Source organism: Paraburkholderia heleia NBRC 101817 (assembly GCF_000739775.1).
GTDB classification, from domain to species: Bacteria; Pseudomonadota; Gammaproteobacteria; order Burkholderiales; family Burkholderiaceae; genus Paraburkholderia; species Paraburkholderia heleia.
Genome location: NZ_BBJH01000009.1, coordinates 160,245 through 186,689 on the forward strand (window position 1 = coordinate 160,245; position 26,445 = coordinate 186,689).

18 protein-coding genes are annotated in these 26,445 nt (G+C 64.9%); 16 read left to right on the plus strand and 2 right to left on the minus strand.

From position 1 onward, the window contains the following. Positions 1-50 precede the first annotated feature (50 nt). From BHE01S_RS10685 to BHE01S_RS10695, 3 genes are all read left to right on the plus strand, one after another. Complete coding sequence (locus BHE01S_RS10685) at positions 51-932, plus strand: proteasome-type protease (protein WP_042263553.1); 882 nt, start codon at positions 51-53, stop codon at positions 930-932. Positions 933-1,082: 150 nt separating this feature from the next. Next, positions 1,083-2,780 (plus strand): acid phosphatase, encoded by a 1,698-nt coding sequence (locus BHE01S_RS10690; RefSeq protein ID WP_042263555.1) that lies wholly within the window; start codon positions 1,083-1,085, stop codon positions 2,778-2,780. Positions 2,781-3,356: 576 nt separating this feature from the next. Next, positions 3,357-4,772, plus strand: coding sequence for a sugar efflux transporter (locus BHE01S_RS10695; RefSeq protein ID WP_042263557.1), 1,416 nt, complete (start codon positions 3,357-3,359; stop codon positions 4,770-4,772). 76 nt (positions 4,773-4,848) lie between these two features. On the opposite strand, the gene BHE01S_RS10700 is transcribed toward BHE01S_RS10695, so the two are convergent. Then, positions 4,849-5,328, minus strand: a complete 480-nt coding sequence (locus tag BHE01S_RS10700; RefSeq protein WP_042263559.1) for a hypothetical protein — start codon at positions 5,326-5,328, stop codon at positions 4,849-4,851. Between the two features lie 746 nt (positions 5,329-6,074). Between BHE01S_RS10700 and BHE01S_RS10705 the strand changes: the two genes are divergently transcribed. The 9 genes from BHE01S_RS10705 (at position 6,075) to BHE01S_RS10745 (ending at position 15,119) form a co-directional block, all read left to right on the plus strand. Continuing rightward, positions 6,075-7,619 carry an NADH-quinone oxidoreductase subunit M gene (locus BHE01S_RS10705; protein ID WP_042263560.1) on the plus strand — a complete coding sequence of 515 codons (1,545 nt, stop codon included), beginning with the start codon at positions 6,075-6,077 and terminating at the stop codon, positions 7,617-7,619. Positions 7,620-7,958: 339 nt separating this feature from the next. Then, entirely contained in the window at positions 7,959-8,846 is an 888-nt protein-coding gene (gene cyoA, locus BHE01S_RS10710) for a ubiquinol oxidase subunit II (RefSeq protein WP_042263716.1), read from the plus strand. Between the two features lie 7 nt (positions 8,847-8,853). Continuing rightward, entirely contained in the window at positions 8,854-10,887 is a 2,034-nt protein-coding gene (gene cyoB / locus BHE01S_RS10715) for a cytochrome o ubiquinol oxidase subunit I (protein WP_042263563.1), read from the plus strand. Next, complete coding sequence (cyoC, locus tag BHE01S_RS10720) at positions 10,887-11,498, plus strand: cytochrome o ubiquinol oxidase subunit III (protein ID WP_042263565.1); 612 nt, start codon at positions 10,887-10,889, stop codon at positions 11,496-11,498. Before cyoB ends, cyoC begins: the two co-directional genes overlap by 1 nt. Next, positions 11,499-11,828, plus strand: a complete 330-nt coding sequence (cyoD, locus tag BHE01S_RS10725) for a cytochrome o ubiquinol oxidase subunit IV (RefSeq protein WP_042263567.1) — start codon at positions 11,499-11,501, stop codon at positions 11,826-11,828. Positions 11,829-12,055: 227 nt separating this feature from the next. After that, the gene (locus BHE01S_RS10730) at positions 12,056-12,673 is read left to right on the plus strand and encodes a TetR/AcrR family transcriptional regulator (RefSeq protein WP_042263569.1); all 618 of its coding nucleotides are present in this window, start codon (positions 12,056-12,058) and stop codon (positions 12,671-12,673) included. A 131-nt stretch (positions 12,674-12,804) separates the two neighbouring features. Beyond that, on the plus strand, positions 12,805-13,488 hold the full coding sequence (locus tag BHE01S_RS10735; protein WP_042263571.1) for a type 1 glutamine amidotransferase domain-containing protein: 684 nt from the start codon (positions 12,805-12,807) through the stop codon (positions 13,486-13,488). Positions 13,489-13,669: 181 nt separating this feature from the next. Beyond that, a complete protein-coding gene (locus BHE01S_RS10740; protein WP_042263573.1) occupies positions 13,670-14,767 on the plus strand; it encodes an NADH:flavin oxidoreductase/NADH oxidase in 1,098 nt (365 codons plus the stop codon). Positions 14,768-14,819: 52 nt separating this feature from the next. After that, positions 14,820-15,119 (plus strand): putative quinol monooxygenase, encoded by a 300-nt coding sequence (locus tag BHE01S_RS10745; protein WP_042263575.1) that lies wholly within the window; start codon positions 14,820-14,822, stop codon positions 15,117-15,119. An 87-nt stretch (positions 15,120-15,206) separates the two neighbouring features. Here BHE01S_RS10745 and adhP read toward each other — a convergent pair whose 3' ends face one another. Beyond that, a complete protein-coding gene (gene adhP, locus BHE01S_RS10750; protein ID WP_042263718.1) occupies positions 15,207-16,235 on the minus strand; it encodes an alcohol dehydrogenase AdhP in 1,029 nt (342 codons plus the stop codon). A gap of 228 nt (positions 16,236-16,463) precedes the next feature. On the opposite strand from adhP, the gene BHE01S_RS10755 reads away from it, so the two are divergent. From BHE01S_RS10755 to BHE01S_RS10770, 4 genes are all read left to right on the plus strand, one after another. Next, the gene (locus tag BHE01S_RS10755; protein WP_042263576.1) at positions 16,464-18,818 is read left to right on the plus strand and encodes a tetratricopeptide repeat protein; all 2,355 of its coding nucleotides are present in this window, start codon (positions 16,464-16,466) and stop codon (positions 18,816-18,818) included. Positions 18,819-19,042: 224 nt separating this feature from the next. After that, positions 19,043-24,940, plus strand: a complete 5,898-nt coding sequence (gene uvrA, locus BHE01S_RS10760) for an excinuclease ABC subunit UvrA (RefSeq protein ID WP_042263721.1) — start codon at positions 19,043-19,045, stop codon at positions 24,938-24,940. A 305-nt stretch (positions 24,941-25,245) separates the two neighbouring features. After that, on the plus strand, positions 25,246-25,476 hold the full coding sequence (locus BHE01S_RS10765) for an H-NS histone family protein (protein WP_042263577.1): 231 nt from the start codon (positions 25,246-25,248) through the stop codon (positions 25,474-25,476). A 318-nt stretch (positions 25,477-25,794) separates the two neighbouring features. Continuing rightward, positions 25,795-26,373 (plus strand): NnrU family protein, encoded by a 579-nt coding sequence (locus tag BHE01S_RS10770; RefSeq protein ID WP_042263578.1) that lies wholly within the window; start codon positions 25,795-25,797, stop codon positions 26,371-26,373. The last annotated feature ends 72 nt before the right edge of the window (positions 26,374-26,445 follow it).

Sequence of the window (26,445 nt, forward strand, 5' to 3'; positions counted from 1 at the left end):
TCCCGCTATAACAAAATCAGCGGCGAAGTCAGGGACGGGTAAGGAGGCGCATGACGTACTGTGTGGCAATGGCAGTGGATGAGGGGCTCGTGTTTCTCGCGGACACGCGCACGAATGCGGGCGTCGATCACATCAGCACGTCGCGCAAGATGGCCGTGTTCGAAGAGCCCGGCGAGCGCGTGCTCGTGCTGCTTGTCGCGGGCAACCTGGCTATCACGCAGGCGACGCTCCAGGTCTTGACCGAGCCGCAGGAGACGGGGCGCGCCACGCTCTGGAACGCGCCGACCATGGTCGAGGCCGCGCGCGTGGTGGGCGAAGCCGTGCGCGAAGTGCACCGGCGCGACGCACACGCGCTCAAGACCTTTAACGTCGAGTTCAACTGCAGTTTCATCCTCGGCGGCCAGATCGGCGGCCATCCCATGCGGCTCTTCCAGATTTATGCGGCAGGCAATTTCATCGAGACGTCGAGCGTCAATCCGTATTTCCAGATCGGCGAGTCGAAGTACGGCAAGCCGATCATCGACCGCGTGCTGACGCCGCATACGCCGCTCGACGAGGCCGCGAAGTGCGCGCTCATCTCCATGGACTCGACGCTGCGCTCGAACCTCTCGGTCGGCCTGCCGCTCGACCTGCTCGTGTACGAGCGCGACGCGCTGCGAGTCACGCGATACGCGTCGCTCGACCAGTCGAATGCGTATTTCGAGATGATTCATTCGACGTGGGGTGAGCGGCTGCGCCAGGTGTTCGGCGAGATTCCCGACCCGCTCTGGACCGACGAAGGCGATGTGCCGCGCCGCGAGCGCACGACGCTGCCCAGCGCACCGCGCGCCGGGCATGAGGGCTACGCCGGCGAACCGCGGCCCGCGCAAACGCTCGCGCAAGCCCAGCCGCATGTCGCGTCGACCGTGCCGCGCATGCCGCGCGACGGTTAAAAGGGTTGCTTCAGTGCCGCGGTCGCGCGCTTCCTCTTTGCCTCGCCAACCGCGGAACCGGTATCCTGCTGCCTGATATTCGCGGTACGCCGCGCGCTATGCGCGTCCCCTCGACTCGCCCTGACGGGCCATGGCACCGGAGGCTGGCTGATGAAGCAGAACGACGACCCAAAGAACGGGCGCCCCGAAGAACCGTCCATTCCCGCGGGCCCGCACGACCCCGCGCGCCGCCGTGTGCTCGGCGGGCTGGCGGCGGTTGGCATGGGCCTCGCGCTCGGCGGCTGCGAGACGCCGGCGCAGAGCGCGGCGAGCGCGCCGCCTGGCGCCGCCGACGCGCGTGTCGACGCCGCACTGCGCGACCAGGTACGCCGGATCGTGGTGATCTACGCGGAGAACCGCAGCTTCGTCAATCTGTACGGCAACTTTCCCGGCGTGCAAACGCCGCTTGCGAGCGTGAGCGCCGAGCGTTACGCGCAGCTCGATCGCGACGGCAAGACGCCGTTGCCGCAGTTGCCGAAGATCTGGGGCGGCCTCGTGCCCCAGGCGCAGGAAATGAATGGCAAGCGCTACATGATCGCCGAGCATCAGATCACCGGTCTCTCGAACCGCCCGTTTCTGATCGCGGATGCGCATGGCAATCCGCTGCCGAACGGCATCATCACGCGCGATCTGATCCATCGGTTCTATCAGAACCAGATGCAGATCAACGCGGGGCGCAACGACCAGTTCGCGGCGTGGGGCGATTCGGGCGGCCTCGTCATGGGCTACTACGAGAATTCCGCGCAGACGTTAAAGCTCTGGAATATCGCGCAGCAGTACACGCTCTGCGACAACTTCTTCATGGCCGCGTTTGGCGGCTCGTGGCTCAACCACATCTTCCTGATCTCGGCGCAGGTGCCGCAATACGCCGATATCCAGACGAGCGCAGCCAGGCATCTCGCCTCCGTCGTGGAGGGCGTTGACCCCACCGGCACGCGCCTGAAGGTCGCGCCGAACTCGCCGGCCTCGGCGCTCGACGGGCCGCCGAAGTTCGTGAACGACGGCCTCTTCACGCCCGATGGCTACGCCGTCAATACGATGGCGCCGCCGTATCAGCCGAGCAATGTGCGAGCGTCGGAGGACGGCAACCCGGCGCTCGCCGATCCGTCCAATCCGCGCGTGCTGCGCCCGCAGACCTACGCGACGATCGGCGACCGGCTCTCGGCGAAGGGCGTCGACTGGGCCTGGTACAGCGGGGCCTGGCAATATGCGCTGGACCATCGGGACACGGGCGCGGTGCCCGACTTCCAGTATCACCACCAGCCGTTCAACTACTTCGCCAACTTCGCGCCGGGCACGGCCGCGCGCGCGCGTCATCTGCGCGATGCGGGCCTCGGCGACGATGCGTCGACCAACCGTCTGCTCGCGGACATCGACGCGGGGCGCTTGCCTGCCGTGACGTTCTACAAGCCGCAGGGCAACCTGAACATGCACGCCGGCTATGCGGACGTCGCATCGGGCGACCGTCACATCGCGACCGTGATCGAGCACATCCAGCGCGGCCCGCAATGGGCGAACACGCTGATCGTGGTGACGCACGACGAGAACGGCGGCTGGTGGGATCCGGTCGCGCCGCCCGTGGGCGACCGCTGGGGTCCGGGCTCGCGCATCCCGGCGCTCGTGATCGCGCCGTTCGCGAAGAAGCGCTATGTCGATCACACGTTCTACGACACGGTGTCGATCCTGCGCTTCATCAGCCGTGTGCATGGGCTCGCGCCGCTCGACGGCGTGGCCGCGCGCGACCAGACGTTCCGCTCGCGAGAGCAGACGCCGCCCGGCGATCTCACGGCGGCGCTCGATCTGGCCTGAGTGCTGCGCGCATCGATGGGAAGAGGGCGGCGGCCGTCACGAAACGTTTGTACCGCCTCCCCCGGTTGCCCATCGGAAACGCAAATTGATGCAAGCGCGACACAAGCGACGAACCTTCCATCCGATCAATGAGTTGGCGCGCTCTCCAGGCGGTTATCAACAGGTTTGTCACCAAAAACTGTGGACAACTTTGCTGCGCAAAAAACCTGCATTTTCTGTGTTGCTTGCGAGCTTCCCGTTTCTAATCAGCGACTTGGTGCGCATGTCCAGAAGTTGCCCACAGGGCTGTCAACGAAAACTGTGGAAAAGCCCCGGCGCGTTTTTCCGTGCGGCGCCGCCGCTGCCACAATCGGCAACGCTGAGCACAATCCGAATCGCTTCAAGCACTTGGCGCAGCCGTCCCGGGGTTACGCACAAGGCTGTCCACGAAAGTTGTGGATAGCGCACCCAGATGTTGATCGTTGCCGAATCAACCTTGCACGGTGTGGGAGTTCGGCCCGATAATCGGCGTCGATATGGCCGTCGCGTGACCGCGCGTGCACGGGCAACTTTCTCCTCGCCACTCCCCGCCGCGCCGTGCTCAAAAACTCGCGTTTTGCCGGTCTTCTGCGTATTCCTGGTTTCCTGCCACTCGCCGGCGCGACCCTGATGCTGGGCGTGGCAATGTCCTTCACCGCGCCTTATCTTTCGCTATTCGGCGTCGAGCGCGCCGGCATGACGCCGTTCCGGCTCGGCGTGTTCATGACCGCCATCGCCACGAGCGGCGTCATTGCGAGCACCGCCGCGGGCCGCTGGAGCGACGCCACCGGCAAGCACCGAACCCTGCTGCTCGTCTCGCTGTGTGCGGCCACGCTCGGCTATCTCTGCCTGTGCGTCGTGCGCGATTACCGGCTTCTGCTCCTTGTGGGCATTGCGTTCATCGGGGCGGGCGGTTGCGCGCTCTCGCTCGTGTTCTCGTTCAGCCGCGCGGCGTTGCCCGCAAGCGACGACGCCGAGCGGACCTTCGCGAGCGCGACGCTGCGCACGATTCTCTCCGCCGCGTGGGTGTTCGGGCCCGCGGTTGGCGCGCTCGTGCTTGCGGCCACGAACTTCTATGGGCTCTTCCTGTTTGCGGCGGCGAGCTTCGCGGCGTGCGGCACGATCGTCTGGCGTATGCGCGAGCCGCGCCGCGACGAACACGCCACGCAGCATTTGATGGTGCGTCCCGCTTCGGACGAAGTCGCGCAGGAGACGAGCGCCGAAAGCGCAGCGGCGTACGAGGGCCAGCCGCTCACGCAGGCCGAAGTGCAGCCGGGTGCGCCACGCGACCCCGCAACGCTTGCGGCCGCGGCGGGAGCGGCAAAAGTGCGGGCCCGGGCCGCGCGCCCCCCCGCGCCCGCCGCGGAGGGCTCGCAGAAAGACATCATGCGCGCGATCGTTGCGCTCACACTCATCGGCCTCGCGGCCAATGCGACGATGATCGTGCTGCCGCTCTACATCGTGCATGGTCTGCAGGGCACGAGCATCGACGTGTCGATCATGCTTGGCCTCGGCGCGCTCATGGAGATACCGATGATGCTCGCGCTCGGCGCGCGCGCCTCGGTGCTGAACAAACCGTGGTGGCTGGCCGCGTGCGCCGTGGTGCATGCCGTTTACTTCGTCGCGATGGCGCTGGCGCCCGGCGTGCACGCGCTGATCCCGATGCAGATCCTCAACGCCTTCGTCGTCGCCGTCACGTCGTGCCTTGGCATGACCTTCGTGCAGGATCTGATGCCCTCGTCGCCGGGGCGGGCGACGGCGCTCTTCTTCAACGCGTCGCGGCTCGGCTCGATTCTTTCGGGCGTGCTTTCCGGCCTGCTCGTGCAGGCGTTCGGTTATCGCGGCACGTTTCTTTTTTGCAGCCTGCTCGCGCTGTGCGCGCTCGTGTTGTTTGCCGTGCCCGGCGAGCAGTATCCGAAGATGGCGCGTGCCGTGCGGCGTTATCTGCGCGAGCGGTTGGGCAGGCGGGCCTAGTGTCCGGCGATTTGCGCTCGTCCAGACAAAAAGGAGCGCCGGCCGTGCGGGCCGGTCAGTGCCTGTGTCAGTGCAGTCAGTGCATGTAGGTGACGCGGCGCGAGCGGTCGCTCAACCGCAATCCCGCGTCAAGCAGCGCGATGGCGAACCAGCGCGTGGTTTTGAGCATGCCGCTTACGCTCGACGTGGGCAGCCAGTCGTTGAGGAGTTGCACGGCGGCTTCGCTGCGCGTGGACTGCAAAAGCGCGATCACCTGCAGCAGCGAGCCTTCGTCCTTCGCGAGTTCGCAAGCGCAGCGGCAGCGCGTGTCGAGCGGGCGGCGCGAGGCGCGGCACAGGGTGCCCATCAGCAGATCGAAATAGCCGAAGCCTTCCGCGCCGAGCCCCGCATCGGCGAGCACGCCGCGCCAGCTTTCGACCTTGGCGTAGGCGTCGCAATGTGGGCGCAACCAGGTGCGCACGGCGCGCAGAACGGTCTGCTCGGCGGTGTCGGGGTGCTGGACGAAGGTGTCGTCGATCAGCGTGTCATTTCTTGCGAAAGGGGCGGTGTAGTTCATGGAGCCTCCGGTCCCGCACAAATCGTTCGGGTGGCGCCGGGTCGTCCGGCATGGGCTCCATTCTCGGGCAAATTTTTTCTAAATGCAAATGATTCTCATTTGTGTATTGCAGTCAAAGAGGCTGCCGCGAGGACGATGACTTCGCGCAACCGGGAAGGGACTGTTCCAGCCAGCGCTCTTAATTAAGGGGACACAAGTCGCTAAAGTGCCGGCCATGCGTGTTCCAGTGTTCTGGCGCAACGTGAGAGTTGGCCCCGGTCCCATGAAGGCCGGGGCTTTTTTTTGCACCGCGCAAGGGCACGTGGAGCGGCCCTGGCACGCATTCTGGAGGCCGCTGCAAGTGCATAAGTCATTGAACAGAAAGAAACAAGTAAGGTATTATTCGGGCCGCGTAGCGTGACAGCCTGCCGCGCGTCATGGCGTCCCGGAGGTCGATCGCGCTGATTTCGCGACCAAAAATGGGCGGTAAGAGCCTGTTTGTTGTTTTTTCTCTTAGTACGTTTCTTAAGAAAAACAATGACTTGTATCAATCTTCGATCCGGCCCGTGTTGTTGCGCTGCAAAACTTCCGTATTCCGTTTACCCTCGTTAACCCTTGAACGTGTGTTGCATTTCGCCTCGTCGCTGACAAATACATTACAGCCAGCCTGGTACGATTTTCACCCCGCGTCAATCTTTCAAGTTGCTTGCGCACCTGAATGTGCGCCGTGGAAGCTATTTGCTCCGCATTTTTGAGGTCCTGTTGAAATGCAATCCGTTCCATTCCTGAGTCTGGCGATCTGGATTCCCATCCTGTTCGGCGTGGCCGTGCTGCGCCTCGGGTCGGATCGTCATCCGCAGCGTGCCCGTTGGCTGTCGCTCGTTGGCGCCGTCGTCGGTCTGCTGCTGACCCTCCCGCTCATTTCCGGCTTCGACAACCACGCGGCCGGCATGCAGTTCGTCGAATTCCGCGAATGGCTGCCTGAGTTCGGCGTGGCGTGGCGACTCGGGATCGACGGTATTTCGATGTGGCTCGTGGTGCTCACCGCGTTCACGACGCTCGTGATCGTGATCGCCTCGTGGGAATCGATCACGGTGCGCGTCGCCCAGTACTTCGGCGCGTTCCTGATTCTCTCGGGCCTGATGGTCGGCACCTTCGCCGCGACCGACGGCATGCTGTTCTTCGTGTTCTTCGAAGCCACGCTGATCCCGCTGTACCTGCTGATCGGCACGTGGGGCAATGCCCGCCGCACCTATGCCGCGGTCAAGTTCTTCTTCTTCTCGCTGGCCGGCTCCCTGCTGATGCTGGTGTCGATGCTGTACCTCTACAGCCAGTCGCACACCTTCGACATGTCGGTGTGGCACGGCCTCGCGCTCGGCTTCATTCCGCAGATCCTGGTGTTCATCGGCTTCTTCGCGGCCTTCGCGGTGAAGGTCCCGATGTGGCCGTTCCACACCTGGCTGCCCGACGTCCACCTCGAAGCGCCGACCGGCGCGACCGTGATGCTGGCCATGCTCAAGCTCGGCGGCTACGGCTTCCTGCGCTTCACGCTGCCGATCACGCCTGACGCCGCGCACTTCTTCGCGCCGGCGATCATCACGCTCTCGCTCGTGGCCGTGGTCTACTCGAGCCTGCTCGCGCTCGCGCAGACCGACATGACCAAGCTGCTCGCGTATTCGACGGTCGCGCACATGGGCCTCGTCACGCTGGGCCTGTTCCTCTTCAACCAGATCGGTACCGAAGGCGCGATCGTGCAGATGATCTCGTACGGTTTCGTCTCGGGCGCGATGCTGCTCTCGATCGGCGTGCTGTTCGACCGCACCCGGACGCGCACGATCTCGGCTTACGGCGGCGTCGTCAATGTCATGCCGCGCTACGCCACCTTCATGATGCTGTTCTGCATGGCCAACCTCGGCCTGCCGGGCACGTCGGGCTTCGTGGGCGAGTTCATGGTCATCATGGGCGCGATCCGCGTGAACTTCTGGGTCGGCGCGATCGCCGCGACGACCGTCATTCTGAGCGCTGCGTACACCCTGTGGATGTACAAGCGCGTGATCTTCGGCGCTGTGGCGAACAAGGGCGTTGCGAAGCTGGCCGACATCGGCCGCCGCGAAACGCTGATCTTTGCTTCGCTCGCAGTGTTCGTGCTCGCCATCGGCCTTTACCCGAAGCCGATGACCGACGCGATCGAGGTCTCGGCGGCGAACCTCGTCACCCAGGCCGGTCGCAGCAAGCAAACTGTCGACGATGCAGCGCCTGCTGACGCAGTGCGTGCAGGCACGGACGTTCGTGCTTCGCACTCGCCGACGTGATCGCTGAAGATTGACGGCGCAACCAACGCGCCGCACCGCCCATGGGCAGTGCGGCGCGTTTGTGCGTCCAAGGAGTTTTCGAATTTTGAGATTCGAAAAGTAGCCGCGGCGGGCCGCTGTCAAGGGCAGAGCAGGGCGCGACGTGCGTGTGTTTCCGAGGCGCGACAAACCTCGCGAACACATGCGACAAAGTGTCTCAATCTTGTTTTGACAAAGGTCATTTTCCACATTCATTGATTGCGAAATATCAAAGCGGCTGTATGATGCGGGCGCGCTTCCTTGTCGGATGTCAGGGGATGTGTCCGGAACTATTCAATGAATGAATTTCAGGCAAACGTGATGAAAAGAACGACCTTTCAAAGGTTACTGCTGCCCATCAGCGCCGGATTGGCCATGTGTCTTTCCGGATGCAACATGGAGCTCCTTGACCCCAAGGGAAGTGTGGGCGTGGCGGAGAAGCAGCTGATCGCTACCTCCACATGGGCCATGCTGATCGTGGTGATCCCTGTGATCGTCCTGACGCTGTGGTTTGCGTACCGCTACCGCGCGTCGAACCGTAGCGCCACCTACGCGCCGAAGTGGACGCACTCGACGGCGATCGAAATCGTCGTCTGGACTATCCCGACGCTGATCATTCTCTTCCTCGGCGTGCTCACGTGGAAAACCACGCACGAGCTCGACCCCTACAAGCCGCTCGAATCGAACGTCAAGCCGATCAACGTCGAAGTTGTGGCGCTCGACTGGAAGTGGCTGTTCATCTACCCGGATCTCGGTATCGCGACGGTGAACCAGCTGGCCGTGCCCGTTGGCACGCCGGTGAACTTCAGCATCACGTCGGATTCGGTGATGAACTCGTTCTTCATCCCGCAGCTTGGCACCCAGGTTTATGCGATGGCTGGCATGCAGACCCGTCTGCACCTGATCGCCGACCATGCCGGCGACTACGCCGGCCTCTCGGCGAACTTCAGCGGCAAGGGCTTCTCGGACATGAAGTTCCGCACGCTCGCCACCAGCCAGCAAGACTTCGACGCGTGGGTTCAGAAGGTGAAGGCGTCGCAGACGCAGCTTTCCATGGATCAGTACGCAACGGTCGCGCAGCCCAGCGAAAAGGCTCCTGTCGAGTACTTCTCGACGGTCGACCCGAAGCTCTTCAACAACATCATCGCGAAGTACAACAACGGCCACGTCACGAATTTCAGTGACCCGTCGTGCGTGACCAAGGGGTAAACCAGGCATGTTCGGAAAACTTACACTGGATGCCATTCCGTATCACGAGCCGATTATCGTCGGCACGATGATCGGCATGGCAGTCATCGGGGCACTCGTGCTCGGTGTCATCACTTACTTCGGCAAGTGGAAATATCTGTGGACGGAGTGGCTGACGAGCGTCGACCACAAGCGTCTGGGCGTGATGTACATCGTGCTCGCCCTCATCATGCTGCTGCGCGGCTTCGCCGACGCCATCATGATGCGTACCCAGCTCGCGCTCGCGTACAACGCGCCGGGCTACCTGCCGCCGCACCACTACGACCAGATCTTCACGGCGCACGGCGTGATCATGATCTTCTTCATGGCCATGGCCTTCATGGTCGGCCTGATGAACATCATCGTGCCGCTGCAGATCGGCGCACGCGACGTCGCGTTCCCGTTCCTGAACTCGCTGTCGTTCTGGATGACCGCAGTCGGCGCCATCCTGCTGATGATCTCGCTCGTCGTGGGTGAGTTCGCGCAGACCGGCTGGCTCGCGTATCCGCCGCTTTCGGAGCTTGCATACAGTCCAGGGGTAGGCGTCGATTACTACCTGTGGGCGCTGCAGATCTCCGGTGTCGGCACGCTGCTGACCGGCGTGAACTTCTTCGTCACCATCATCAAGATGCGCGCTCCCGGCATGACGATGATGAAGATGCCGGTGTTCACGTGGACGGTGCTGTGCACGAACGTGCTGATCATGGCCGCGTTCCCGATCCTGACCGTGACGCTCGCGCTGCTCGGCCTCGACCGCTACATCGGCACGCACTTCTTCACGAATGACGGCGGCGGCAACGCCATGCTGTACCTGAACCTGATCTGGGCCTGGGGCCACCCCGAGGTGTACATCCTGATCCTGCCGGCGTTCGGTATTTTCTCGGAAGTCGTCGCGACCTACGCGAAGAAGCCGCTGTTCGGCTACAAGGCCATGGTCTACGCGACCTGCGCGATCATGGTGCTCTCGTTCCTCGTGTGGCTGCACCACTTCTTCACGATGGGTTCGGGCGCGAACGTCAACGCGTTCTTCGGCATCATGACGATGATCATCTCGATCCCGACGGGCGTGAAGATCTTCAACTGGCTGTTCACGATCTACCGCGGCCGCCTCGAGTTCAACTCGTCGGTGCTCTGGACGATCGGCTTCATGGTCACCTTCACCATCGGCGGCATGACCGGCGTGATGATGGCGATTCCGGGCGCGGACTTCGTGCTGCACAACTCGCTGTTCCTGATTGCTCACTTCCACAACGTGATCATCGGCGGCGTGCTGTTCGGCTACCTCGCCGGCTTCAACTACTGGTTCCCGAAGGCGTTCGGCTTCAAGCTCAACGAAAAGCTCGGCAAGCGCGCGTTCTGGTTCTGGCTCTCGGGCTTCTACGTCGCGTTCACGCCGCTGTACGTGCTGGGCTTCATGGGCGCAACGCGCCGTCTGAACCACTACGACAATCCGGCATGGCATCCGTGGATGATCATCGCGTGGGTTGGCGCCGTGCTCGTGGCAATCGGTATCGCACACCAGCTGCTGCAGTTGTACGTGTCGATCCGCGACCGCAACCTGCCGGAAAACCGCGATCTGACGGGCGATCCGTGGGGTGGCCGTACGCTGGAGTGGTCGATCTCGTCGCCGCCGCCGTCGTACAACTTCGCGATCATTCCGCACGTGAGCGAGCTCGACGAGTTTGCGCACCTGAAGGAAACCGGCCGCGAAACCGTGGACGTCGCGAACACGAAGTACACCGACATCCACATGCCCTCGAACACGAGCGCGGGTCTGTTCATCGGTTTCTTCAGCCTGGTGCTCGGCTTCGCTGGCATCTGGCACATCTGGTGGCTCATGATCGTTGGTTTCGTCGGCATTGTCGGCACGGCCATCGCCTACAGCTTCCAGAAGAACGAAGGCTATTACATCCCGGCCGCCAAGGTCCGGGCAGACGAAGAAGCGCGTAGCCGCGCACTGGTCAAGGCGTTCGAAGACAAGCAACGCCGCGGCAAGGTTGAAGCAGCAATGGAGGCCAACTGATGTTGACGAAAACAAGTGCGGCCGCACTCGCGGAGCACGATCACCACGATCACCCGCCGTCACACTCGGTGTTCGGCTTCTGGCTGTACCTGATGACGGACTGTATTCTGTTCGGCTCGCTGTTCGCAGTGTTCGCCGTGATGCAGAACCAGTTCGCAGGCGGCCCGACGGGCAAGGACCTGTTCGACATTCCGGGCGTGGCCATGGAAACGGCCGTGCTGCTGCTGTCGTCCATCACGTACGGTTTCGCGATGATTGCGGCGTACAAGAAGCGCACCGGCCAGGTTCTGCTGTGGCTGGCCATCACGTTCGTGCTGGGCGCGACCTTCCTGTACTTCGAACTGCATGAATTCGCGCATCTGATCGAAGAAGGCGCGGGCCCGAGCCGCAGCGCATTCCTCTCGTCGTTCTTCACGCTGGTCGCCACGCACGGTATCCACGTGACGATGGGCATGATCTGGATGATCGTCCTGATGGTTCAGGTCGCGAAGGCGCCGACGCTGGGCGAGCGCGAACTGCGCCGCCTGACGTGCCTGAGCCTCTTCTGGCACTTTCTGGACATCGTCTGGATCTGCGTGTTCTCCTTTGTTTATCTTGCGAGCGTGATCTAAATGAGTGCTCATTCCATCCATGAAGAAGAAAGCCATGGCAGCGTAGGCAGCTACCTGGCAGGTTTCGTCCTGGCGGTGGTGCTCACGGCCGCTTCGTTCTGGCTCGTGCTGCATGGCGGCTTCCCGCGCGAAACCGCACTGCTCGGCCTCGCCGTGCTGGCTGCGGTGCAGATCGTGGTTCACCTCGTGTTCTTCCTGCACATGAACACGTCGTCGGGCCAGCGCTGGAACGTGACGGCATTCGGCTTCACGGTGTTGACGGTCCTGATCGTGGTCGTCGGCACGCTGTGGGTCATGCACAACGTCAGCATGAACATGATGTCGCGTTAAGCGCTCAGCGTTGCTGGACTTGCGCTTCGCTCGCTTCGGGTGAAGCGCAAAGGGAAACGCCGCCAGGCCTTCGGGCCGGCGGCGTTTTCTTTTTTTGCGGCCCTATGCATTTCACGGCCACGCGCTCATAGAGCGGCGGTTGATGTGACCGGTTGCGCTGCAATGCCACTACTCATCATGGGAGATTACTAGACGACCGGTCTAATCGCTCTGTAACATCCCACCTCATGAATGCAGCGGCAGCCGTTGAAGTGCGGCAACATATCCTCGATACCGCCATGCCCATTCTGCTGGGCAAGGGCTTTTCCGCGGTCGGTCTCAATGAGATCCTCGCGGCCGCGGGTGTGCCCAAAGGGTCGTTCTATCACTATTTCGGCTCGAAGGAAGCGTTCGGCGAAGCCTTGCTCACGTCGTATTTCGCTGCGTATGCGGAGCGCCTCGACGACATGCTGCTGCGTGCGCCGGGCACCGCGGCCGAGAAGCTGATGCGCTACTGGGACGACTGGCGCCTGATCCAGTGCGCCGACGACCCCGTAGGCAAGTGTCTCGCGGTGAAGCTGGGCGCGGAGGTGAGCGACCTTTCCGAGGCCATGCGCGAGGCGCTGCGTCTCGGTACCGACGCGACGATCTCGCGCATTGCCGCGTGTCTCGAGGCAGGGCGCGCGGACGGCTCGCTCGCGGGCGTGAACGACGCCGCGACGATGGCGGTGACGCTCTACGAACTGTGGCTCGGCGCGACGCTGCTCGAAAAGATCCACCGCGACCGCAAGCCGCTCGACGCGGCCATGGCGACCACGCGAATTCTGCTAAACCTGCCTGCGGGCAATCCATTGCACGCGAAGTAGCGGCAGCGCGTGAACGGTGCGCGTGCCGCGCATTGCGCTGAAAAACTAGACGACCGGTCTAATAGCGTATGAAGAGTCCGGTTTCCGAAGGGCGTGCGAGCGCCCGAACCCAACTCAAAAAAGGAACGCCGATGAAGGTACTGATCGTTTTGACCTCGCACGAGGACCTCGGCAACACGGGCAAGAAGACGGGCTTCTGGCTCGAGGAATTCGCCGCGCCGTACTACGCGCTGCGCGATGCCGGCGCCGAGCTCACGCTCGCCTCGCCCAGGGGTGGCCAGCCGCCGCTCGATCCGAAGAGCAGCGATCCCGCCGCGCAGACCGATGCGACGCGGCGTTTCGCATCCGACACCGCGGCGCAAACGGCGCTTGCCAATACGCAACGTCTCGCCGATATCGACGCGGGCGCGTTCGACGCCGTGTTCTACCCGGGCGGCCACGGCCCGCTCTGGGACCTGGCCGAAGATCCGGTTTCGATCGCCCTGATCGAAAAGACGATTGCCGCGGGCAAGCCTGTCGCTGCTGTCTGCCACGCGCCGGGTGTGCTGCGCCACGTGAAGGGGGCGGACGGCAAGCCGCTCGTGGCCGGCAAGTCGGTCACCGGTTTTTCGAACGACGAAGAAGCGGCCGTGCAGTTGACGGACGTCGTGCCGTTCCTCGTCGAAGACATGCTGAAGGCGGCCGGCGGCCAATACTCCAAGGCCGCCGACTGGCAAGCGCATGTCGCAACCGACGGCCTGCTCATCACGGGCCAGAACCCGGCTTCGTCGGAGCCGGTTGCCGAAGCCTTGCTCGCGGCGCTGCGCCGCGCTTGATGCTGCGCGAACGCGCCCGTTATCTGCGAACGCGTTTGCTTCCCTCTATTTTCTTTCGGCAGCGCTGCGAGCTGTCCTCGCCGTGCGTGTCCGGCTGCGCGCCGCCGCAAGGAAATCCCGTTTTTGCCAACCGGCGCAGATGCCGCGCGACGCGCGACCTGCGCCAAGAAAGGAGCTGTAGATGTCAGCATTGTTCGAGCCGTTCAAGCTCAAGGGCGTGTCCCTGCGCAACCGCATCGCCGTGCCGCCGATGTGCCAGTACATGGCCGTCGATGGCGTGATCAACGACTGGCACCACGTCCACTACGCGCAGATCGCGCGCGGCGGCGCGGGCCTCGTGATCGTCGAGGCGACGGCGGTTTCGCCCGAAGGCCGCATCACGCCGGGTTGCACGGGCCTGTGGAACGACGCGCAGATGGAGGCGTTCAAGCCGACCGTCGCCGCAATCAAGGCGGCGGGCGCCGTGCCCGGCATCCAGATTGCACACGCGGGCCGCAAGGCGAGCGCGAATCGCCCGTGGGAAGGCGACGACCACATTGCCGAAGGCAATGCGCGCGGCTGGCAGACCATCGCGCCCTCGGCAACGGCGTTCGGCGCGCATTTGCCGAAGGTGCCGAAGGCGATGACGCTCGACGACATCGCGCGCGTGCGCGAGGACTTCGTGGCCGCGGCGCAGCGCGCGCTCGCAGCCGGCTTCGAATGGCTCGAACTGCACTTTGCTCACGGCTATCTCGGCCAGAGCTTTTTCTCGACGCATTCGAATCACCGCGACGACGCCTACGGCGGCAGCCTCGAAAACCGCAGCCGTTTCCTGCTGGAGACGTTGGCTGCGGTGCGCAAGGTCTGGCCGGAGCATCTGCCGCTGACGGCGCGCTTTGGCGTGATCGAGTACGATGGCCGCGACGAGGAAACGCTCGCCGAGTCGATTGAACTGGCCAAGGGCTTCAAGCGCGAAGGCCTCGACATGCTGGGCGTGAGCGTCGGGTTCTCCACGCCCGCCGCACAGATTCCATGGGCGCCCGCGTTCCTCGCGCCGATCGCACAAAAGGTGCGTCGCGCAACCGGTCTGCCGGTGTCGTCGGCGTGGGGGATCGGCACGCCGGAACTGGCCGAGCGCTCGGTGGCGAAGGAGCAGCTCGACCTCGTGATGGTCGGGCGCGCGCATCTCGCCAATCCGCACTGGCCGTACTTCGCGGCCCAGCAGCTGGGCGTCGAACGCGCCGCCTGGACCTTGCCCGCGCCGTACGCGCACTGGCTCGAGCGCTACAAGGCCGGCTGAAACTTGCCGAAGTTTGCCGATCCGCAAAACCGTTGATGATGAGGAAATTCCGATGACTGTCTATCTAATCGCGAGCATTACACCCAAGCCCGAGCATGTCGCCGAAGTGGAGGCATTGACGCGCGACATGGTCACGCAGACGCGCAAGGAACCGGGCAATCTGCGCTACGACCTGCTGCGCCGCGCGGACGGCGCGCCAGGTTTTTACCTCTACGAGGCTTACGTCGATGAAGCCGCGGTGCAGGCGCATCGCGACAGCGCCCACTATGCTGCTTACCGCGCGAAGATCGGTGCGTGGGTGGCACAGCCGCCCGAGGTACAGACATTGACGGGCGTGGACGTAGCGGACTGACGCCGCATTCGTTTTCGTGACTGGCACGCGCCGGACATCGCCTTGCGGCGCGGTCCGGCGCGTTTTCCTTGAGCCGCCGCGCGCGGCTTACCCCGCCATATCGAGCACGACGCGGCCTTCGATCGCGCCGCGCTCCATGCGTGCGAACACGTCGTTGATGTTCTCCAGCTTGTCGGTGGAGACGGTCGCCTTGACCTTGCCTTCCTGCGCGAACATCAGCGACTCTTCGAGGTCGAGACGCGTGCCGACGATCGAGCCGCGCACCGTCACGCCGCCTAGCACCATGTCGAAGATCGGCAGCGGAAAGTCGCCGGGCGGCAGCCCGTTTAACGACACCGTGCCGCCCCGGCGCACCATGCCGAGCGCCTGCGAAAACGCAATCGGCGAGACCGCGGTAACGAGCACGCCGTGCGCGCCGCCAATTTCCTTCTTCAGATACGCAGCGGGATCGGTGTTTTTCGCGTTGACCGTCACGGTCGCGCCAAGGCGTTTCGCCAGTTCGAGTTTCGTATCGTCGACATCGACGGCGGCGACGTTGAGTCCCATGGCGCGCGCGTATTGCACGGCCATGTGGCCGAGGCCGCCCACGCCGGAAATCACGACCCAGTTGCCAGGGCGCGTGTCGGTGACTTTCAGGCCCTTGTAGACCGTCACGCCGGCGCACAGCACGGGCGCGATTTCGATGAAATCGATATTTTTCGGCAGCAGGCCCACGTAATTCGCGTCGGCCTTTGCATATTGGGCGAAGCCGCCGTTGACCGAATAGCCGGTGTTCTGCTGCTGCTCGCAAAGCGTTTCCCAACCGCCGAGGCAATGTTCGCAATGGCCGCATGCCGAGTAGAGCCACGGAATGCCCACGCGATCGCCTTCCTTCACGTGCGTGACGCCCGCGCCCACACCCACGACATAACCCACGCCCTCGTGACCGGGAATGAACGGCGGCTGCGGCTTCACGGGCCAGTCACCGTGCGCGGCGTGCAGGTCCGTGTGGCACACGCCGCACGCTTCGATTTTCACGAGTAGCTCGCCGGGTCCCGGCGTGGGGACGGCCACTTCCTCCAGCACGAGGGGTTTGCCAAATGCGCGGACTACCGCGGCTTGCATCGTCTTGCTCATCGTCGGGCTCCTGTTGAGGCTGCGTGGCGGCGCGCGGCCGGATGCGTTGCGCATCGCGGTGTCGCCGCACGTCCGCCTGCCTTTCGAGTTTGAAGGAAAGGATTTTCGCGTGCGATGAACTTGCTCAATAGTTGGTAATAAAGCGGGGTGAGAAGTTTTCGAAAGAAACAGCCGTTAATATTGAATAAGGTTTGGTAACGACTCCGTTGCACGAATTCAGTGAGCCCGATGCAGAACGACTCCCTTTACGAGCGCGCCAGCGAGAGCCATTTCGCCGGTGACCTGCCGCGCGCGCGTCAGCTGTACAGGCAATTGCTCGAAACCGATGCAACGCACGCGGGTGCGATGTTTCGGCTCGGCGTGATCGGTTTGCAGGAAGGCGCGCCGGGTGATGCGATCGGCTGGCTGCAGCGCGCGCTCGCCGTCGAGCCCGGTCAGCGGCGCTACCGCGAAGCGTTGGGACAGGCCTACGCCATGGCCGCACGCCATGCCGAAGCGGCGGAGATCTATCGCGGTCTGCTGACGCAGGACGCGTCGTCCGCCGATCTCTGGTGCGGGTTCGGCTCGGCGCTGCAGGCGCAGGGTGCGCTGGCGCAAGCGGCGCAGGCGTGGCGGGCGGCGCTGGAGCGCGATGCGAACCGGGCCGACGCCTGCAACAACCTCGGCAATTGCCTGCGTCTGCTGGGCGATTCCGGCGAGGCGCAGGCCGCATATCGCCGCGCGCTCGCGTTGCAACCGGGCGATGCCAGCGCATTGACGAACCTTGGCACGCTGCTGCAGGAAGCGGGGCGGGACGAGGAGGCGCTCGAAAGCTTGCGCGCCGCCTTGGCGGCCGCACCGGACACGCCAGTCGCGATGATCAATCTCGGCGTGCTGCTGACGCGCCTCGAGCGCCTCGACGAGGCATTGCCCTTGCTCGAACGCGCGGTGGCAATCGAACCACATATGGCGCATGCGGCCTACAACTATGGCGTGGCGCTGCAGGCGCGCGGCCGTCTGCGCGACGCCGAAGCGCAATATCGCCGCGCGCTCGTGCTCGACCCGGTGCATGCGGAAGCGGCCAACAACCTGGGGAATGTCTGCCGCGATCTGGGCGATTACCCGGCTGCACGCGAAGCGTACAAGGCGGCCCTGCGCGCCCGGCCCGATTTCGTCGATGCGTTCAACAACGCCGCCAACCTGATGCGCACGCTCGGCAGCCTGGACGAGGCGCAAGCGTTGTTGCGCCAGGCCCTCGGCCTGGATCCATCGCGCTCGGCCACGCTCAACAATCTCGGCAACGTGCTCAAGGATTGCGGGGACCTGGACGAAGGCATCGAGTGCTTTCGCCGGGCCGTGGCGAGCGACCCCGGCAACCTCATCGCGCACAGTAATCTCCTGTACGCGTTGTCGTTCCAGGCCGAAGATCCGCAGGTGATTCTCGACGAGGCGAGACGCTGGTCCGCGCAGCACGAAGCGCCGCTCGCCGTGCAACGGATGCAGGTGCCTGTCGAAGCCGCGACCGGACGGCGCTTGCGCATCGGTTACGTATCGGGCGATTTTCGTGAGCATTGCCAGGCATTGTTCATGACGCCGCTGTTCGCCCGCCACGACCGCACGCGCTTCGAGATCCACGCGTATTCGAGCGTGGTCAGGCCCGATGCGACGACCGCACGTCTCGCCGCGCACGTCGACAAGTGGCATGACGTGCGCACGTTGAGCGACGCGGCGCTGGCGGAGCAGATCCGTGCGGACGGCATCGATATCCTCGTCGATCTCACGATGCACATGGCCGACGGCCGGCCTCTCCTCTTCGCACGCAAGCCGGCGCCGGTGCAGGTCGCCTGGCTCGCCTATCCCGGCACGACCGGAATCGGCGCGGTGGACTGGCGGCTCACCGATCCCTGGCTCGATCCGCCGGTGCACGACGGCGACTACAGCGAAAAGTCGTGGCGCTTGCCGCACACGTTCTGGTGTTATGACCCGCTTGCTTTGGAGCCCGAAGTGAATGCGCTGCCGGCATCGAGTGCGGGACACGTCACGTTCGGCAGCCTGAACAACCCGTGCAAGCTCACCGATACGACGCTGAACCTGTGGGCCCGCGTATTCGCCCGCCTGCCTGCCGCGCGCCTCGTGCTCATGGCGGCCGAGGGCGAAGCGAGGCGCCGTCTCACACAGCGGCTCGCACAGGCCGGCATCGACCCGGCGCGCGTGCGCTGCCTGCCGTTCAGGCCGCGCGCCGATTATCTGCGCAGCTATCAGGAGATCGACCTTGGGCTCGATACCTTGCCGTATAACGGCCATACCACGTCGCTCGACGCGCTGTGGATGGGCGTGCCCGTCGTCACGCGGATCGGGCCGACGGTGGCGGGGCGCGCGGGCTTGAGCCAGCTGGCGAACCTCGGCCTCGCCGAACTGGCCGCCGATTCCGACGACGCGTTCGTAGAGACGGCGGTGAGTCTCGCGGATGACCTGCCGCGCCTCGCGAATCTGCGCGCGACGCTGCGTGAACGCATGGTGCACTCGCCGCTCATGGACGGCGAACGCTTCGCGCGTGGCGTCGAGGCGGCGTACGAAGGCATGTGGCGCGACGCGGCGCAATAGGCGATCCGGCGCGCAAATACGGGGCAACCGGCGGCGCAGACTCAGCCGAATGGCCATTCAGCGTGCTGTATAAATATACAGTAGAATCCTAGCCTGACAGCCAGGGCCGCGCGCCGATCTCCCGCGCGCGCCGCGCTGCAAGTTGCCGGGCCGCGCCGCGTATTTGCCCCATTTCGCGCGCCGTCCGGCCCCAAGCGTGTGATCCAGCCGGAATGCCAGCGCAAGTGAGCGAAAACCGATCCATCCGAATCCGTGGTGCCCGCCAGCACAACCTCAAGAACCTCGACCTCGACCTGCACACGGGTGAAATGACGGTCGTCACCGGGCCTTCGGGCTCGGGCAAGTCGAGCCTCGTCTTCGACACGCTTTACGCCGAAGGCCAGCGCCGCTACGTCGAAACCTTCAGCGCCTACGCGCGCCAGTTCCTCGACCGCATGGACCGGCCGCAGGTCGATCGCGTGGACGGCGTGCCGCCAGCCATCGCCATCGACCAGACCAACCCCGTGCGCAGTTCGCGTTCCACGGTCGGCACGATGACGGAGCTGAACGACCACCTGAAGCTGCTCTACGCGCGCGCCGCGAATCTGTTCGACCGCGTCACGGCGCAGCCCGTGCGGCACGACACGCCCGAGACGATTTACGCCGAACTGATGGCGCGCACGGCCGCGGGCGACCCGCGTCTCGTGGTGACGTTTCCGGTCGAGTTGCCCGATACGACCACCGAGGAAGAAGTCGCGCAGTGGCTCTCCGCGAGCGGCTATACGCGCGTGCAGGCACAGCGCGAGGTGAAGGCCGCCGAAGGCACGCGCAAGCTGCTCGACGTGGTCGCCGACCGTTTCCGCATGCAGAACGTGGAGAAGAGCCGCGCGATCGAGGCGATCGAGGCCTCGCTCAGGCGCGGCAGCGGGCGCGTGAACATTTACGTGCTCGGGAGCGGCGACGCCGAAGCCGCGGCCGAGCCGCAGATCTGGCGCTTCTCGACGGGGCTGCATTGCCCGGACAGCGATCTGCGCTACGCCGATCCGCAGCCCGCGCTGTTCTCGTTCAACTCGGCCTACGGCGCCTGCGACGCGTGCCGCGGTTTTGGCCGCGTGATCGGCGTGGATTGGGGGCTCGTGATCCCCGACGAGCGCAAGACGCTGCGCGGCGGCGCGATCAAGCCGCTGCAAACGCCGGCGTGGAAGGAATGCCAGGACGACCTGATGCGCTATGCCGCGAAAGCCGGCATTGCGCGCGATACGGCATGGTCGGAGCTGACGCAGGCGCAGCGCGACTGGGTCATCAACGGCGCACCGGACTGGAAGGGCAGCTGGCAGACGCAGTGGTACGGCGTGAAGCGCTTCTTCCAGTACCTGGAGTCGAAGGCCTACAAGATGCACATTCGCGTGCTGCTGTCGAAGTACCGCAGCTACACGCCGTGCGAAACCTGCGGCGGCGCGCGCCTGAAGACCGAGGCCTTGCAATGGCGCCTCGGCACGCGGCAGAACGCGGACGAAGTGCTCGCGCCTTCGGGGCGCTTCCTGCCGCACGGCGTGGACTGGACGCGCGCGCAGCTCGAAGCGCTGCCGGGCCTCACCGTGCACGACGTGATGCTGCTGCCGATCGAGCGCATTCGCCGCTTCTTCGACAATCTTTCGCTATCCTCAGCATTGCTCGACGACGCGCTGAAGCTGCTGCTCGAGGAAGTGCGCACGCGCCTGAAGTACCTTTGCGACGTGGGCCTCGGCTATCTCACGCTCGACCGCCAGAGCCGCACGCTGTCGGGCGGCGAAGTGCAGCGCATCAACCTGACCACGGCGCTCGGCACGTCGCTCACGAAAACGCTGTTCGTGCTCGACGAGCCGAGTATCGGCCTGCATCCGCGCGACCTCAACCGTATCGTCGAAGCGATGCAGCGCTTGCGCGACGCGGGCAATACGCTCGTCGTGGTCGAGCACGACCCTTCTGTGATGCTTGCGGCCGACCGCCTCATCGACATGGGCCCCGGACCCGGCGAACGCGGCGGCACCATCGTCTACGACGGCACGCCGAACGATATCCGCTCCTCGGGCACCCTGACGGGCGAGTACCTGGGCGGCCACCGCGCCGTGGCCGACGCTTCGCACTGGGAGCGGCGCCCGGTCGACGCGTCCACACCGAATCTTCTGCTCGACGGCGCGAGCGAGCACAACCTGCGCGACGTGACCGTGCAGATTCCGCTGCAGCGGCTCGTTTGCGTGACGGGCGTCTCGGGCTCGGGCAAATCCACGCTCGTGCAGGACGTGCTCTATCCCGCGCTCGCGCGGCATCTCGGCAAGGCGACGGAAGCGCCGGGCACGTTCCGCAAGCTGAGCGGCGCGGAGCAGATCAGCGACGCCGTGTTCGTCGACCAGTCGCCGATCGGCAAGACGGCGCGCTCGAATCCGGCCAGCTATGTCGGCGCGTTCGACGAGATCCGCAAGCTGTTCGCCAAGGCGACGCTCGCGAAGCAGCGCGGCTATACGGCGGGCATGTTCAGCTTCAACTCGGGCGAAGGTCGCTGCCCCACGTGCGGCGGCTCGGGCTTCGAGCATATCGAAATGCAGTTCCTGAGCGATGTGTACCTGCGATGCCCCGATTGCGACGGCAGCCGCTATCGCCCTGAAGTGCTGGAGGTGAAGATCGAGCGCGCCGGCCGTGCACTGTCGGTCGCGGACGTGCTCGACCTCACGGTGAGCGAAGCGGTGCAATGTTTCGCTGAGGATGCCGAAGTATTGCGCGTGCTGCAGCCTATCGTCGACGTGGGGCTCGAATACGTGAAGCTCGGCCAGCCGGTGCCGACGCTCTCGGGCGGTGAGGCGCAGCGCCTGAAGCTCGCGGGCTATCTCGCGGAAACCGCGCAGTCGCGCGGCAAGGAGGCGGGCGGCCGCCTCTTCATGTTCGACGAGCCGACCACGGGTCTGCATTTCGACGACATCGCGAAGCTGATGCGCGCCTTCGGCAAGCTGCTCGCTGGCGGTCACTCGCTGCTCGTGATCGAGCACAATCTCGACGTGATCCGCGCCGCCGACTGGCTGATCGATCTCGGCCCCGAAGGCGGCGACGCGGGCGGCGAAGTGGTGTGCGTCGGCACGCCGGAGGACGTGATCGCGTGTCCGCGCTCGCATACGGGCGCGGCGCTCGAACGCTACGAAGCCGCGCTTGGCAGCGGCGCCGAACTGCTCGCAGAAGAAGAGGGCGTGGCGCTGCAAACCGCGTTGCGTGCCGCGCAGGCGCGCCGCGACGTGCAGGGCGAGGATGTGGTGCGCATCGTGAACGCGCGCGAGCACAATCTCAAGGCGCTCGACGTCGATATTCCGCACGGCCGCTTCAACGTCATCACGGGCGTGTCGGGCTCGGGCAAGTCCACGCTCGCGTTCGACATCCTCTTTCACGAAGGCCAGCGGCGCTACCTCGAATCGCTCAACGCGTATGCGCGTTCGATCGTGCAGCCCGCGGGCCGCCCCGAAGTCGATGCCGTGTACGGCATTCCGCCGACCGTCGCGATCGAGCAGCGCCTTTCGCGCGGCGGCCGCAAGAGTACGGTCGCCACGACCTCCGAGGTGTGGCACTTCCTGCGTCTGCTTTACGTGAAGCTCGGCGTGCAGCACTGCGTGCATGACGGCACGCCCGTTACATCGCAGAGCGTCGATGCGATCGTCGCGCAACTGCTGCGCGAACATCGCGGCCAGCATGTCGGTTTGCTCGCGCCGCTCGTCGTCAATCGCAAGGGCGTCTATACCGATCTCGCGAAGTGGGCGAAGGCGCGCGGCAATACGCATCTGCGCGTGGATGGCGAATTCGTGCCCGTCGCGCCGTGGCCCAAGCTCGACCGCTTCCGCGAGCATACGATCGAGCTGCCCGTGGGCGACCTCGTGATCGAGCCCGAAAACGAGGCCCAATTGCGCACGATGCTCGGCGCGACGCTCGAAGCGGGCAAGGGCATCGTGCACTTGCTCGCGCCGCTCGACGGCCTCGATCACGTGATTGGCAATGGCGGTTCGACGGCGGGCATCGGCGAGGTGAAGGTGCTGTCCACGCGGCGCGCCTGCCCGGTGTGCGGCACGAGCTATCCGGAACTCGATCCGCGCATGTTCTCGTACAACAGCAAGCACGGCTGGTGCACGACCTGCGTGGGCACGGGCCTCGCGCTCACGCGCGAGCAGCGCGCCGCCTACGACGACACGATCGTTGCCGAAGACGGCCGTGGCCGCGAGCAAACCTTGCCTTCGGAAGAGCAGGAGCCCGACGGCATGGTCGACGAGCCGTGCCACGATTGCGGCGGCACGCGCCTGAATCCGGCGGCACGCGCCGTGACGTTCGACGCGCATGCCATCGTCGAGGTCGCGCAGTGGACCGTGGCGGACACGCGCCGCTGGATCGATACACTGAAGCTCAACGGCCGCGACGCGCAGATCGCGCGCGACGTGGTGAGCGAGATCCGCAGCCGGCTCCAGTTCCTGGAGGAGGTGGGGCTCGGCTATCTGAGCCTCGATCGCGCCGCGCCGAGCCTCTCGGGTGGCGAGGCGCAGCGCATTCGTCTTGCGGCGCAACTGGGCAGCAACTTGCAGGGCGTGTGCTACGTGCTCGACGAACCGACCATCGGCCTGCATCCGCGCGACAACCAGATCCTGCTGGACGCGCTGCGCAGCCTCGGCGAGAAGGGCAACACGCTCGTCGTGGTCGAGCACGACGAAGACACCATCCGGCGCGCCGATCACATCATCGACATCGGTCCGAGCGCGGGCAAGCGCGGCGGCCGCGTGGTCGCGCAGGGCAGTGTCGCCGACCTCGCGGCGCAGGCCGATTCGCTCACGGGCCGCTATCTCGCGCAGCCGATCCAGCACCCGCTGCAGCCGCGCCGCGAAGTGCGTCCGGCGCGCGCGGGACGCGAGGCGGTGCCGGGCCACTGGCTCACCGTGCACGGCGGCAAGCTGCACAACCTGCGCAACGTCACCGCGCAGATTCCGCTCGGGCGCCTCGTGGCGATTACGGGCGTGAGCGGCTCCGGCAAGTCCACGCTCGCGCGCGACGTGCTGCTTTCCAATCTGCTCGACGCCGTGGGGCGTTCGGTGCTGTCTTCGCCTGCCGAGCGCCGCGCGCGCAAGGCCGTGAAGGAGAAAGCGCCGGGCGCGGCCGAACGCCGTTCGAGCGTGCTCGCGCGCACGAGCGCGAAGCCGAAGCTCGAGGTTTCGCATACGTGGCAGGGCTGCGATTCGATTAGCGGATGGGAAAGCATCGACCGCGTGCTCGAAGTCGACCAGACGCCGATCGGCAAAACGCCGCGCTCGTGTCCCGCGACCTATATCGGCGTGTGGGATGCGATCCGCCGCCTTTTCGCCGATACGCTCGAGGCGCGTGCCCGCGGCTATAGCGCGTCGCGTTTCTCCTTCAATACCGGCGACGGACGCTGTCCCGCGTGCGAAGGCCAGGGCGTGCGCACCATCGGCATGAGCTTCCTGCCCGACGTGAAGGTGCCGTGCGACGTGTGCCACGGCCAGCGCTTCAATCCTGAGACGCTGGCTGTCACGTGGCGCGGCCGGAACATCGGCGAAGTGCTGACGATGGAAATCGACGAGGCGGTGGCGTTCTTCGGCTCGATCACGAGTATTTCGCACCCGCTGCAGCTCATGAAGGACGTGGGTCTAGGCTACCTCACGCTCGGCCAGCCTTCGCCCACGCTCTCGGGCGGCGAGGCGCAGCGCATCAAGCTCGTGACCGAGCTCTCGAAGGTGCGCGACGACATCACGCGCCGCGGCCAGAAGGCGCCGCACACGCTCTATGTGCTCGACGAGCCTACGGTGGGCCTGCACATGGCCGACGTCGCGCGCCTCATCAGCGTGCTGCACCGGCTTGCGGATGCGGGGCATAGCGTCGTCGTGATCGAGCACGACCTCGACGTGATCGCCGAAGCCGACTGGATCATCGATCTCGGGCCCGAAGGCGGCGTGGGCGGCGGCACGATCGTCGCCGCAGCCGATCCCGAAGCGCTCGCGAAAGTGCGGGCGAGCCATACCGGTGCGGCGCTCGCACCCGTGCTGGCGCGCGGCCTGGGCGAGGTGAACGTTGCCGAAAGCAAACCTGCACCAGAGCGGCGCGCAACCGGCGCGGCGGCCTCGCGCTAAAGCAGCGGAGCGGGCCGCAGAGGCCCGCTCCGCCTTGAAACCGCTTGATCTGTGCCGCGCGCGCAAGGTATCATGGGTTCCGCTTGCAGCAAACGTTCGCTCACCTGTAGCGGCGTCACCTGAGAGCGGAGCAGCGGACTGCAGATCCCCTCCGAACCGGTCGCGGGCTCCACACCCAGACCCCCTCATCAGTGCAGCAAGGCTTCGCAGTTCGTTCGCGAAGCCTTTGTCTTTTCAGGGAAGACGATTCTCTGCCGATCGTTGTATCGGTGCCTTGCCCTTGACGAAGCGAGAGGAATTAATCGATGTTCGACCTCGATGGAGAGGCGCGCGAACGGCTCATCGTGTGGATTCGGCGCCGCATGGAAGAGTACGGCATTACGTTCGAAGAGCTTGAAGCGTCTATTGCCGAAAGCGAAAAACTACCCAAGTACCGCGACGCATACGGGAATACGTGGAATGGCGAGGGCGATATGCCGTCCTGGCTGTTGCGCTATAAGCACGCGGGACAGGATATCGAGCATTTTCGCTGCTAGCCATGACGGTGCGCGAATGCGCGCCGGTGCTGCCGTACGATTGCCAGACCGTTCGCAGCACAAGCCGCAAAGCCCGCGCATTGGCGCGGCGCCCAGTTTTATTCAGCATGGTTTTAAAATGCCCTTCGGCGCGAGCCGGGTTTAATTGCGCCTCCTGAAATGCCGTGCCGGTTTAGGTGCGCATTGATTTATGCATTGTCCTTGTCGGCATTTGCGCGTGCGTAATTAGTCAGCTTTTTTGAAAACACCGGTTGGCCACGCGATCAAGCTGCGCGACAATCTCGCCCATTGCGTTCTTGCTGCGGCAGGGAGGTTGTGATGGCGATACTTGTGCTGGGCCTCGCGATTTTCATTGGTGTCCATTCGATCCGCATCGTGGCAGGGCCGTGGCGCGCCGCGCAGATCGAGCGCGTGGGTCCGCGTGCCTGGCGAGGCGCGTTCGCGTTGCTCTCCATTCTGGGCTTCGTCCTGATCGTCTATGGCTACGGACTTTCACGCCGCTATCCCGTGCCGATCTGGCTGCCGCCGTTCTGGACGGCGCATGTCACGGCGCTCTTCACCGCCATCGCCTTCATCATGATCGTCGCGGCCTATGTGCCGGGCAATCACTTCAAGCGTGCGCTCGGCCAGCCGTTCGTGAGCGGCGTCGCGCTTTGGGCGTTCGCGCATCTGCTCGCGAACGGCACGCTCAACGACATCGTTCTCTTCGGGGTTTTCCTCGTCTGGGCGTTGTTCGAGTTGCGGGGCGAGAACCGGCGCGATCGCGAAGCCGGGGTGGTCTATCCGGCAGGACAGGTTTCGCGCGACGCGATCGTCGTCGTGGTCGGGCTCGTGGTCTGGGCCGTGTTCGCCTTCTGGCTGCATGGCGTGCTGATCGGCGTGCGGCCGCTCGGCTGAGCGTGCAGCAGGCCGCAAGCGCGCGGCAAAAAAAGAAGCCTGCGCATGGCAGGCTTCACAAGGTACAGCTCG